At 63.8% G+C, this 12350-nt stretch carries 10 protein-coding genes; 9 read left to right on the top strand and 1 reads right to left on the bottom strand.

Annotated elements, in window-relative coordinates:
• Window positions 1-23: 23 nt before the first annotated feature.
• The 4 genes from RFM98_RS09620 (at window position 24) to RFM98_RS09605 (ending at window position 5038) form a co-directional block, all read left to right on the top strand.
• Window positions 24-1307 (top strand): CpaE/TadZ family protein, encoded by a 1284-nt coding sequence (locus RFM98_RS09620; protein ID WP_320308649.1) that lies wholly within the window; start codon window positions 24-26, stop codon window positions 1305-1307.
• Between the two features lie 30 nt (window positions 1308-1337).
• On the top strand, window positions 1338-2837 hold the full coding sequence (locus RFM98_RS09615) for a TadA family conjugal transfer-associated ATPase (protein WP_320308648.1): 1500 nt from the start codon (window positions 1338-1340) through the stop codon (window positions 2835-2837).
• Between the two features lie 154 nt (window positions 2838-2991).
• On the top strand, window positions 2992-4005 hold the full coding sequence (locus tag RFM98_RS09610) for a type II secretion system F family protein (RefSeq protein WP_320308647.1): 1014 nt from the start codon (window positions 2992-2994) through the stop codon (window positions 4003-4005).
• Window positions 4006-4018: 13 nt separating this feature from the next.
• Window positions 4019-5038, top strand: coding sequence for a type II secretion system F family protein (locus tag RFM98_RS09605; RefSeq protein ID WP_320308646.1), 1020 nt, complete (start codon window positions 4019-4021; stop codon window positions 5036-5038).
• Window positions 5039-5128: 90 nt separating this feature from the next.
• Here RFM98_RS09605 and RFM98_RS09600 read toward each other — a convergent pair whose 3' ends face one another.
• Window positions 5129-5956, bottom strand: a complete 828-nt coding sequence (locus RFM98_RS09600) for a tetratricopeptide repeat protein (RefSeq protein ID WP_320308645.1) — start codon at window positions 5954-5956, stop codon at window positions 5129-5131.
• A 123-nt stretch (window positions 5957-6079) separates the two neighbouring features.
• Between RFM98_RS09600 and RFM98_RS09595 the strand changes: the two genes are divergently transcribed.
• From RFM98_RS09595 to pdeM, 5 genes are all read left to right on the top strand, one after another.
• A complete protein-coding gene (locus tag RFM98_RS09595) occupies window positions 6080-7444 on the top strand; it encodes a leucyl aminopeptidase family protein (RefSeq protein WP_320308644.1) in 1365 nt (454 codons plus the stop codon).
• Between the two features lie 176 nt (window positions 7445-7620).
• Window positions 7621-7971, top strand: coding sequence for a MarR family winged helix-turn-helix transcriptional regulator (locus RFM98_RS09590; protein ID WP_140782196.1), 351 nt, complete (start codon window positions 7621-7623; stop codon window positions 7969-7971).
• A 28-nt stretch (window positions 7972-7999) separates the two neighbouring features.
• The gene (locus RFM98_RS09585) at window positions 8000-8860 is read left to right on the top strand and encodes a C40 family peptidase (protein WP_320308643.1); all 861 of its coding nucleotides are present in this window, start codon (window positions 8000-8002) and stop codon (window positions 8858-8860) included.
• A gap of 225 nt (window positions 8861-9085) precedes the next feature.
• Complete coding sequence (locus tag RFM98_RS09580) at window positions 9086-11617, top strand: ligase-associated DNA damage response DEXH box helicase (RefSeq protein WP_320308935.1); 2532 nt, start codon at window positions 9086-9088, stop codon at window positions 11615-11617.
• Between the two features lie 15 nt (window positions 11618-11632).
• On the top strand, window positions 11633-12349 hold the full coding sequence (gene pdeM, locus RFM98_RS09575) for a ligase-associated DNA damage response endonuclease PdeM (protein ID WP_320308642.1): 717 nt from the start codon (window positions 11633-11635) through the stop codon (window positions 12347-12349).
• Window position 12350: the final 1 nt, after the last annotated feature.

Below are 12350 nucleotides of genomic sequence, written 5' to 3'. Positions count from 1 at the left end.
TCGAAGTCTTGGGGCAAACAACGATGAGCAATCTTGCCTACGAAACGCCCGCGGAAGCCGGCGACCTTTCGCAGCAGGACATCGCCGCCATGCAGGCGCTGCGTCCGGTGCCGCGCATTTCGATCCAGGCCTTCTGCGAGACCGAAGGCGTCGCCAACCCCGTGGAGCGCGCGGGCGAAGACCGCCGCATGGCCAAGGCCCATCTCAAGGTCCACATGGGCGGCATCCCGACCGCGATCGAGTTCTACCAGTCCGCGCCGACACCGAACCTGATCCTGCTGGAATCGCGCAGCGAGCCGCAGCAGCTGCTCGAACAACTCGGCCAGCTCTCGGAATACTGCGATCCGTCCTCCAAGGTCGTGGTCATCGGCCACTACAACGATGTCGGGCTCTACCGTGAGCTTATCCGTTCGGGCATTTCCGAATATGTCATCGCGCCGGTCTCGATGACCGACATCGTCAGCGTCGTGTCGTCGATCTTCGTCGATCCTGAATCGGAGCCGATCGGCCGCTCGATCGCTTTCATCGGAGCCAAGGGCGGCGTCGGTTCATCGACAATCGCTCACAATGTCGCCTGGGCGATGTCGTCACTGTTCAAATCCGAAGTCGTCATCGCCGATCTCGATCTCGCCTTCGGCACCGCCAACATCAATTTCGATCAGGACCCGGCGCAAGGCATCGCCGAGGCCGTGTTTTCGCCTGAGCGGGTCGATGAGGTCTATCTCGACCGCTTGCTCGCGCAATGCGCCGAGCATCTGTCGCTGCTTGCTGCTCCCTCCACGCTGGAGCGCGTCTATGATTTCGACGCCGAGGCGTTCTCGCAGATCATCGAGACGGCGCAGCGCAGCGCGCCTCTGCTTGTGCTCGATATCCCGCACGTCTGGAGCGGGTGGACGAAGAGCACGCTGATCAAGGCCGACGAGATCGTCATCACCGCCACGCCCGAGCTCGCAAATCTTCGCAACACCAAGAACATGGTGGATATGCTGAAGCGGCTGCGTCCGAACGATCCGCCGCCGAAGCTGATCATCAACCAGGCAGGTGTGCCGAAACGGCCCGAGATCGCGGCTTCCGATTTCGCCGAACCGCTCGGCATTACCCCCATGGCCGTGATCAACTTCGAACCGTTGCTGTTCGGCAATGCCTCCAACAACGGCCGCATGCTCAGCGAGATGGACGCCAAGAGCCCGGTCGTCACCACCATCAATGAGATAGCGCATGTCCTGACCGGACGCAGCGAAATCAAGGCAAAGAAGAAGGCAGGCCTGGGCTCCATCCTCGGCAAGCTCTCGCGCAACAAGAAGTGACGCTGATTGAGCGGCATCGGGTAGTCGATCATGTTTGGTAAAAGAGGCAAGGACGACGGCAACCGGGCAACGCCCGAATTCCGTCCGCCGGCATCTGCTCCCGCCGCTGCCGCTTCAACGGGAACGATGACGGCCGAGCGGCCGGCCGCGCCGACGTCCAGCGCGCCGGCCGCGCCGCCGGCTCGCCGTCCAGTCGAGGCGCCGCCGATGGCGTCAGAGCCGCCGAAAAAGGTCCAGCGCGAGCGCAGCGAACTCTACTACGACACCAAGAGCCAGGTTTTTTCCGCGCTCATCGATACGATCGACCTGTCGCAGCTTGCCAAGCTCGATCCCGAGAGCGCGCGCGAGGAAATCCGCGACATCGTCAACGACATCATCGCGATCAAGAACTTCGCAATGTCGATCTCCGAGCAGGAAGAGCTGCTCGAAGACATCTGCAATGACGTTCTGGGCTATGGACCGCTCGAGCCGTTGCTTGCCCGCGACGACATAGCCGACATCATGGTCAACGGCTCCAAGAACGTCTACATCGAAGTCAACGGAAGGGTCGAACAGACCGGCGTCCGCTTCCGCGACAATCAGCAGCTGCTCAATATCTGCCAGCGCATCGTCAGCCAGGTCGGCCGCCGCGTCGATGAATCGAGCCCGATCTGCGACGCGCGTCTTCCCGACGGCTCGCGCGTCAACGTCATCGCGCCGCCGCTCTCGATCGACGGCACCGCGCTCACCATCCGCAAGTTCAAGAAGGACAAGTTGACGCTGGACCAGCTGGTCAAGTTCGGCGCCATCTCGCCGCAAGGCGCGGAAATCCTCAAGATCATAGGCCGCGTCCGCTGCAATGTCGTCATCTCAGGCGGTACCGGCTCCGGCAAGACGACGCTGCTCAACTGCCTGACCAACTATATCGACCGCGAGGAGCGCGTCATCACCTGCGAGGATTCGGCGGAACTGCAGCTGCAGCAGCCGCATGTGGTCCGTCTCGAAACCCGGCCGCCCAATCTCGAGGGCGAGGGCGAGGTGACCATGCGCGACCTGGTCAAGAACTGCCTGCGCATGCGTCCGGAGCGGATCATCGTGGGCGAGGTGCGCGGACCGGAAGTGTTCGACCTGCTGCAGGCGATGAACACCGGTCACGACGGCTCGATGGGAACGATCCACTCGAACAGCCCGCGCGAATGCCTCAACCGTATCGAATCGATGATCGCCATGGGCGGCTATTCGCTGCCGCAGCGCACTGTGCGCGAGATCGTGGTCGGCTCGATCGATGTTATCATCCAGGCGGCCCGCCTGCGCGACGGCTCGCGCCGCATCACCCACATCACCGAGGTGGTCGGCATGGAAGGCGACGTCATCATCACCCAGGATCTTGTCCTCTACAACATCAAGGGCGAGGACTCGAGCGGCCGGCTGGTCGGCGAGCATGTGTCGACGGGCATCGGCCGCCCTCACTTCTGGGACCGCGCCCGCTATTATGCCGAGGAACAACGTCTCGCCAATGCGCTCGAGGCGATGGAGAAACGCGCTGATTGATGCAGCTGGAGGTCAAGAGCAATTCCGGGAAAAGTGTGAAACGGTCGGGCTCGGCGACTTCGCCGTAACTTTCCGCCCGGAATTGCGTGAAATCAAAGAGATAGAGCGGTTCGTCGTTTCCGTGAAACGATGAACCGCTCAGGGATACCGGTCGATGTTCGGAATTGACACCACCGTACTGGCTTTCATCGTGCTTGCTGGCTTCAGCGCAGGCGCGATAGCCTATGCTTTCCTGTTCACGCGCATCGACAACGAGAAGCAGGCCGGCAAGCGGCTTCAGACCATCAAGACAGCCGAAACCGACCGGTCCGTGGTGAAAGCCACGCGCGACCGCGCCTCGGAAGCGGTCAAGCGGCGCAAAAGTCTTCAGGACTCGCTCAAGCAGCTCGACGAGAAGCAGAAGGCCAATGATCGCAACGTCAAGAAACCGCCGCTGAGGGTCCAGATCCGCCAGGCCGGCATGCAGGTTTCGATCGAGCGTTTCTACATCTACTCCGCCGTCTGCAGCATCGTCCTGACGGCCCTTCTCTTCTTCCTCGGCGCGCCTCTGTGGGCTCTGCCCGGCGCCCTGCTGGTGGGGGGCCTCGGCCTGCCGCGCTGGTTCGTCACGTTTCGCCGCACGCGTCGCGTCAAAGCCTTCCTGGAAGAGTTCCCCAACGCGCTCGACATCATCGTACGCGCGGTCAAGTCCGGTCTGCCGCTCAACGACGCGATCCGCCTGATCGCCAACGAGTCGCCAGAACCGGTCCGGTCCGAGTTCCGCCGCATCGTCGATTCCCAGCAGCTGGGCATGTCGGTGCCCGACGCCGCCATGCGCATGTCCGAGACCATGCCGTGCAGCGAGGCCGGCTTCTTCGGCATCGTCATCCAGATCCAGTCACAGGCCGGCGGCAACCTGTCCGAGGCGCTGGGCAACCTGTCGCGCGTGCTGCGCGACCGCAAGAAGATGAAGGCCAAGGTCCAGGCGCTGTCGATGGAAGCCAAGGCATCCGCCGTCATCATCGGCGCCTTGCCTTTCGTCGTCGCCGTCCTCGTCTATCTGACGAGCCCGACCTATATCATGCCGCTGTTCACCACCAACGTCGGTAACCTGATCCTCGGCTGTTCTGGTGTCTGGATGTCGATCGGCATCCTGGTGATGCGCAAGATGATGAACTTCGAAGTGTAGGGGCGCGGATCCAGTGACAGAGCAGGTCGTCAAAACACTCACCGATCCTTCCTTCCTGATCGCGCTGCTGGTCGGCATCGCCGTGTTTGCGACCGTCTTCACCCTCATGCCCGCGCTCGGCGGCACTTCGCTCAAGTCGCGCATGAAAACCGTGGCGCTCGAACGCGACGAACTGCGCGCCAAGCAGCGCCAGCGTCTTGCCAACGAAGCCGACCGCCGCCGCAAGGGTGGTCTGCGCGAGGAACAGTCCATCGGGATGCGCAACATCGTCGACCGCCTGGATCTCAGGCGCGCGCTTGCCGATGAAAACACGATCCAGAAGCTCAAGGTCGCGGGCTTTCGCGGCCAGAACCCGATGACGCGTTTCCTCTTCTTCCGCCTCGTTCTGCCATTCGTCGGCTTTGCCCTGGCGGCGATCTACCTGTTCGTGCTCGGCGGCCTGCCGCTGCAGCCGGCTTTCATCAAGCTGTTCGTCTGTGTCGTCGTCGCTTATGGCGGCTTCTACGCGCCTATCCTCTATGTCAACAACCGCGCGACCAAGCGCAAGCAGTCGATCCAGCTGGCGTGGCCTGACGCGCTCGACCTGATGCTGATCTGCGTCGAATCCGGCATGTCGGTGGAAGCGGCCTTGCGCAGGGTTGCCGACGAAATCGGCACGCAGTCGGTGGCGCTTGCCGAAGAATTCGTGCTCACCAATGCCGAGCTGTCCTATCTGCAGGATCGCAAGATCGCCTATGAGAACCTGGCAAGCCGCACCGGCCTGGAATCGGTGAAGTCGGTGTCACAGGCCCTGGTCCAGGCCGAACGCTACGGCACGCCGGTGGCGCACGCGCTGCGCGTGCTCGCCTCGGAAAGCCGCGACATGCGCATGAATGCGGCCGAGAAGAAGGCCGCGGCACTTCCGCCCAAGCTCACCGTGCCGATGATCCTGTTCTTCCTGCCGGTCCTATTCGCCATCATTCTGGGCCCGGCCGGCATCCAGGTCAGCCAGCGTGGCGTCTTCGGCGACCAGCACAGTTCCTCGAGCCAGTAGGCGAACCCGTTCACATCAATCAAAAAGCCGCGCGTGGTCCGCGCGGCTTTTATTTCAGCAGTGATCGGCACCTGACAGCGCTGTCCGCGGTCAGTTCGTGGCGACTTTCGCCTTGTTCTTGTCCTGATCCTTCAGCTGGCTCCAGGCGTTCTGCTGGGCAAGCATCTGGCGCAGATAGGCGACGTTGGCCTGCGCCTGCTCTGGCGAAAGCTCCTGCGAGGCGATCTTCTCGGCCTCGTCGAAGCGGCCCTGCAGGCCCACCACAAGCGCGAGGTTCTGTCGCACCCGGCTGTCGGCGCCGGGCTGTTGCGCGGCCGAACGCATATAGGTCTCGGCGGTGCGCAGGTCGCCTTCGAGAACATAGGACATGCCGAGATTGGACAGCACCGAAGGCTCGTTCGGCTTGAGTTCCAGTGCCTTCCTGTAGTTCTGCCGCGCTTCGTCTTTCTGGCCCATCTGGTCGAGAATGGCGGCTTCCGCCGAGACCAGCTTCCAGTCCGGATATTCGGGCGTCTGGGCGCGGCGCACGGCGTCGAGCGCCGGCTCGAACTGCCCATTGGCGGCGAGTGCCTTGCCATAGGCGGCAAGCACCTCGCGATCCTTGGGGTAGGCGATCGCCAGCTTGCGCATCACGGCCAGCGACTGGTCGGCATCGCCGTCCATCTGCAGGGCCGCCGCGAAATTCATCGCCATGCGCTTGTCGTTCGGATTGCGGGCGTAGGATTCGCCGAGCCTGGACGTGGCGACGTGCAGTTCGCCGGCCGACATCGTTTCCAATGGCCTGCTGTCGGCGCGTGAGATGGAGCCGGTGGTCATCCTGCTGGTGCTGCCGCAACCGGCCACGCTGGCTGCCAGCGCCGCCATGAAGGCCGTGGTGATCAGACGCTTGGCTGTAAGGTTCAAGGCTTTGATCGGCATCGGCGCCCGGTCTCCATTCCTGTGCGGCCATTGGCTGGCCGTCTTCCCTCCCGCAGAAATATTCTGTTAACCCTAACGGACCGTTAAGAAGCCGACTCGTCGTGTTCGGCCGGAGATCATCGCATGCCTGTCGAACTCGTCGAGCAAAAGCCGGACGCCTCCTTGCCTGTCTATCTGGTGGCAAAGGACGCCCTTGAAGCCGCGGCGCTGCCGCCGCCCGCCATCGCCTGGGCAAGGGCCAACGGGTTTTCCGGCGAGGCCGGGCGCACGCTGGTCTTGCCGGGCGAGGGCGGAGGCCTTGGCGGCGCATTGTTCGGCACGGGCGACGGCGAAAGCGCTCTCGCCCTCGGCGCGCTCGCCAGGGCGCTGCCGGAAGGCGACTGGCATTTTGCTTCGGACTTGCGGGAGCCCGGTCCGGCTGCGCTGGCGCTGGTCCTCGGCGGCTATGTCTTCACCCGCTACGGCAAGAAACCGGGCAAGGCCTTGCGCTTTGCGCTTCCGGACGGCGCCGACGGTGCGCATGTCAGCCGCGTCGCCGATGGCGTGTTCCTGGCGCGCGACCTCGTCAACACGCCGACCAGCGACCTCGGCCCGCTCGAGCTGGAAGAAGCCGCCAGGAAGCTGGCGACCGCCCATGCCGCCGATATCTCCGTGATCCACGGCGATGATCTTCTGGCGCGAAATTTCCCGATGATCCACGCCGTCGGCCGTGCCTCTACCGGCGCGCCGCGGCTGATCGACATGACCTGGGGACCGACCGAAGCGCCGAAGGTGACGCTGGTCGGCAAGGGCGTCTGCTTCGACACCGGCGGCCTCGACATCAAGCCGTCGTCGGGCATGCTTTTGATGAAGAAGGACATGGGCGGCGCCGCCAATGTGCTGGGCCTCGCTTCCATGATCATGGCGGCGAAACTGAATGTCCGGCTGCGCGTGCTGATTCCCGCCGTCGAGAATTCGATCGCCGGCAATGCCTTCCGGCCCGGCGACGTGCTGCGCAGCCGCAAGGGCATCACTGTCGAGATCGGCAACACGGACGCCGAAGGGAGGCTGATCCTGGCCGATGCGCTGGCGCTGGCCGATGAAGAGCAGCCCAGCTTGCTGATCGACATGGCGACGCTAACCGGTGCTGCCCGCGTCGCGCTGGGACCCGATTTGCCGCCTTTCTACACCGCCGACGAGACGCTGGCGGCCGATCTGGCCGCCGCGTCCGTTGCGGTCGAGGATCCGCTCTGGCGCATGCCGCTGTGGCGTCCCTACGATGCAAAGCTCTCTTCGAAAATTGCCGACATCAACAATGTCACCACCGACGGTTTTGCCGGATCGATCACCGCAGCACTTTTCCTCAAGCGCTTCGTCGAGAGGACTCACGGCTGGGCGCATTTCGACATCTTCGCCTGGAACCCTGCCGATCGCCCCTACGGCCTGGCCGGCGGCGAGGCGCAAGGCATTCGCGCGCTGGAGCGGATAATTGCCGGACGATTTGCCTAAAAGCGCGTCGCGCTGAACCGGATTCAGGCGACGCGCTTTAAGTTTTTGTTTTTATGCATGTCGTTGTCCCAGAACGCTGCCACTTCTGGGCGACATGCATTGGAGCACAGCTGAGCAGGTTCGGGATAAACCGTCACTGAAACGGAACCGAAACAATTTGCCGGCATGCTTGGGCGATGTCGATCTCGATGCGCCCGAGCCAGGCCTTGCGACTGTGGCAGCAGGTGATGCTGGCCCAGGTACGCGACGGCGCGCCGGATCTCACCATGCGCCAGACCGCGATCCTGTTCACCATCTATCTCGATCCGCCGCCCCATACTGTGCGCGGGCTGGCCGCCAAGCTCAATGTCACCAAGCCGGTGATCACCCGAGCCCTCGATACGATGGGCGCGCTGAAGCTGGTTTCGCGCCATCGCGACGAACTCGACAAGCGCAACGTGCTGATCAGGCGCACGGTGGAAGGCGCGCTCTTTGTCGAGCGCTTCGGCGATGGTATCGTCGCCAGGGCGCACGAACTGCCCATCTGACCTCATTGCCGACGACTGGATTATCGATTTGACCGCCAGGGATGCCCGCCTTCATGCCTTCCGCTCCGACCTTGCCGATGCGAGGCTGAAAGGCGAGGTCGCCGCCGACCGCTTCGTCACCGGCCGCCCGGCGCGGATCACGGCGTCGGTCGCCGATCTGCGCAAGGCGCCGCGCCCCGATGCGGGCGTGAACACACAGGCGCTGTTTGGCGACGACGTGCTGGTCTTCGAGGATGCCGAAGGCTGGGCCTGGGTGCAGGCCGAGCGCGATGGCTATGTCGGCTATGTGGCGGACAATCTTCTTGGCGCACGCGAGCATGCGCCGACGCACATCGTTTCGGTGCCGCGCACCTTCCTCTATCCCGGACCGGATCTGCGCTTTCCGATAGGTGGGCAACTTTCGATGGGCTCCACCGTGACGGTGACCGGCTCGGCCGAAACGCGCGGCACGCATTACGGGCTTCTGTCCTCCGGCCAGGCGATCATCGCTGGCCATTTGCGGCCGATTGCCGCGCTGGTCGAGGATTACGTCACGGTCGCCGAAAGCTTCCTTGGCACACCGTATCTCTGGGGCGGCGTCTCCGGCTTCGGCATCGACTGCTCCGGCCTCGTGCAACTGTCGATGCGCATGACCGCCAGGCAAGTGCTGCGCGATTCCGATATGCAGGGGGCATCGATCGGCACGCCGTTCGAGCCGGGTCCGGACTATTCAGGGCTTCAACGCGGTGACCTCGTCTTCTGGAAAGGCCACGTCGCGATCATGACCGACGCAAAAGACATGATCCACGCCAACGGCCACACCATGCTGGTCTCGCGCGAAGGGCTGAAGGAAGCGGTCGACCGCATCGGCTATCTCTATGGCGGTCCGACTGGGTTCAGGAGGCCCTGATCTTTCCTTCTCCCCGTTCACGGGGAGAAGGTGCCCGAAGGGCGGATGAGGGGCGGCACGACCCTGCGATAGTCTGCGCTGATGGCCAACCTATGAGCGTCGGCGCTGCCCCTCACCTGCCTGCCGGCATCCTCTCCCCGTGAACGGGGCGAGGAAATGCTGCCATGATCCCCTTTTGTTCCGATTTTTCTTGGCGATCGCGCGCCGCCGCGCTACCTGTTGCGCGTGACCGAGCAGCCGCGCCTCGCCGAACGGAATGCCGCCGTCCTGCTGCCTGAGCCATTCGTCAAATGGTTCGGCGAAAAGGGCTGGTCCCCGCGCGTCCACCAGCTCGAGCTGCTTGCGAAGGCGCAAGCCGGCCAATCGGTGCTGCTGATTGCGCCGACCGGCGCCGGCAAGACGCTGGCCGGCTTCATGCCGTCGCTGACCGAGCTGGCCAACCGCCCGAAGCGAAAGCCGGGCCAAGCCCATCGCGGCATCCACACGCTCTACATCTCGCCGCTCAAGGCGCTGGCTGTCGACATCGAGCGCAATCTCGGTAAGCCGGTCGAGGAGATCGGACTGCCCGTCACCATCGAGACGCGCACCGGCGACACGCCTTCGCACAAGCGCCTGCGGCAGAAATTGGTGCCGCCCGACATCCTGCTCACCACGCCCGAGCAACTCGCGCTGCTGATCGCCTCGAACGATGCAAGGCGCTTCTTCGAGGATCTGCGCTACGTCGTGCTCGACGAAATGCATTCGCTGGTCACCTCGAAGCGCGGGCACTTGCTGGCGCTCGGGCTGGCACGGCTGCGCGCGTTCGTTCCGGAATTGCAGACCATAGGTCTCTCGGCAACCGTCGCCGAGCCGGACGAATTGCGGCGCTGGCTGGTCAGCCAGGCATCGCCCGGCGCGATGTCCGAACTGATCGTCGTCACCGGCGGCGCGAAACCTGATATTTCAATCCTCGACTCCGAGGAGCGGGTGCCCTGGGCTGGCCATTCGGCGCGCTATGCCACGCCGGAAATCTACCGCGAGATCAAGCGGCACAAGACCACGCTGCTCTTCGTCAACACCCGCAGCCAGGCCGAGCTGCTGTTCCAGGAGCTTTGGCGCGTCAATGAAGACACTTTGCCGATTGCGCTCCATCACGGCTCGCTCGACGTCGCCCAGCGCCGTCGCGTCGAGAAGGCGATGGGCGAAAACGCGCTGCGCGCCATTGTCGCCACCTCCACGCTCGATCTCGGCATCGACTGGGGCGATGTCGATCTGGTCGTGCATGTCGGTGCCCCCAAGGGCGCCAGTCGCCTGGCACAGCGCATCGGTCGTGCCAACCACCGCATGGACGAGCCTTCAAAGGCGATCCTCATTCCCGCAAACCGTTTCGAGGTGCTGGAGTGCCGGGCGGCGCTCGACGCGAACTATCTCGGCGCACAGGACACGCCGCCGCTGGTCAATGGCGGGCTCGACGTGCTGGCACAGCACGTGCTGGGCTGCGCCTGCGGCGCGCCGTTCCATGCCGACGCGCTGTTCGATGAAGTAAGGACGGCTGCACCGTACACCAGCTTGGACAGGCCGACCTTCGACAGGGTCATCGATTTCGTTGCCACGGGCGGATACGCGCTCAAAAACTACGAGCGCTATGCCCGCATCCGCTTGAACAAGGAAGGCCTTTGGCGGGTTTCAAATCCGGGTGTCGCCCAGCAATACAGGCTCAATGTCGGCACCATCATCGAAGTGCCGGCGCTGAACGTTCGCTATGTCCAGGCCGGCAGCAGGGGGGCAGCCTCGCGCGGCGGCAGGGTGCTGGGGAAGATCGAGGAAGCATTTCTGGAGACTTTGACCCACGGCGACACTTTCATGTTCGCCGGCAAGGTGCTGCGCTTCGAAGGCATTCGCGAGAACGAGTGCTTCGTCTCGAACGCCCCGGGCAGCGATGCCAAAGTGCCCTATTACGGCGGCGGTAAATTCCCGCTTTCGACCTATCTCGCCGAGCAGGTGCGGGCCATGCTCGATGACCCGCAACGCTGGAAGAAATTGCCCGAGCAGGTCGCGGATTGGCTGCGGTTCCAGGCGGACAAGTCCGTATTGCCGAAACGGGACGACCTGTTGATCGAAACGTTTCCGCGCGGAAACCGCTTCTATCTCGTCGCCTATCCGTTCGAAGGCAGGCTGGCGCATCAAACGCTCGGCATGCTGCTCACGCGCCGCCTGGATCGGGCCGGCGCGAAGCCGGTAGGCTTCGTCGCCACCGACTACGCGTTGGCTATTTGGTCCCTGGCCGACATGGGCTGGATGTTCAAAAATAAGAAGCCTTCCCTGGCCGCGCTCTTTGATCAGGACATGCTTGGGGATGATCTCGAAGCCTGGTTCGCCGGCAGCTGGCTGCTCAAGCGCACCTTCCGCAACTGCGCGCTGATCTCCGGCCTGATCGAAAAGCGCCACCCCGGCAAGGAGAAAAGCGGCCGCCAGGTGACCGTCTCGACCGACCTTATTTATGACGTGCTGCGCAGCCATGAGCCCGACCATATTCTGCTGCAGGCCACCCGTACGGATGCCGCGACGGGGTTGCTCGATGTCAGCAGACTTGCCGAGATGCTCTCGCGCATCCGTGGTCGAATCATGCATAAGAATCTGGAACAGATATCGCCGCTGGCGGTGCCGATCATGCTTGAAATCGGCAAGATGCCGGTGAATGGCGAGGCGGATGAAACGCTGCTGATGGATGCCGCCACGCTCGTTGAGGAGGCCATGGGGCCGGAGATGGCGGACTAGGAGAGTGTAGAGGGGATGAATTTTTCGCTGTCGCGCGCAACGCTGATCGCCGAGGCCGACCTTGTCGGCATCGCCGGCGAGCGCGCGGTCTGCGACCGTCGTGGCGTGCTCTATTTCCCCGATCTGCGGCTGCTCACGGTTTCCGATCTGCATCTCGAAAAAGGTTCGTCCTTCGCCAAGCGCGGTGCGCTGATCCCGCCTTATGACACGGGCGCGACGTTGCTCCGGCTGCAGGCGGTGATCGCCGACTACCAGCCGCGGATCGTCGTCAGCCTCGGCGATTCCTTCCACGACGGCGGCGGCGCCGAACGCATGCATTCAAGCTTCCGTGAGCGCTTGGAAGCAATGATGGCCGGACGCGACTGGTTCTGGGTCGCCGGCAACCACGATCCGGATGCCCCAGCCGACCTGCCCGGCGACACGGTCAAGGAACTCGCCATCGGCTCGCTGCTCTTCCGGCACGAGCCGTCGAAATTGCGTGTCGAAGGCGAGATCGCCGGTCACCTCCACCCTTGCGCGCGCATCGTCCAGCGTGGCCGCTCGGTCAGGCGGCGCTGCTTCGCCGGCGATGGCGGCCGCATGATCATGCCGGCCTTCGGCGCCTATACCGGCTCGCTCAACGTGCTCGACCGCGCCTATGCCGGCCTGTTCCGCCTGGAAACGCTGATGGCCTACATGCTGGGCGCCGAGCGCATCTTTGCCATCTCCGGCTCGATGCTGCGGCCGGGCTGAC

Source organism: Mesorhizobium australafricanum (assembly GCF_033977265.1).
Taxonomy (GTDB): Bacteria; Pseudomonadota; Alphaproteobacteria; order Rhizobiales; family Rhizobiaceae; genus Mesorhizobium; species Mesorhizobium australafricanum.
Note: the sequence above shows the minus strand (reverse complement) of the source record. Positions and strands in the feature narration are given on the sequence as shown.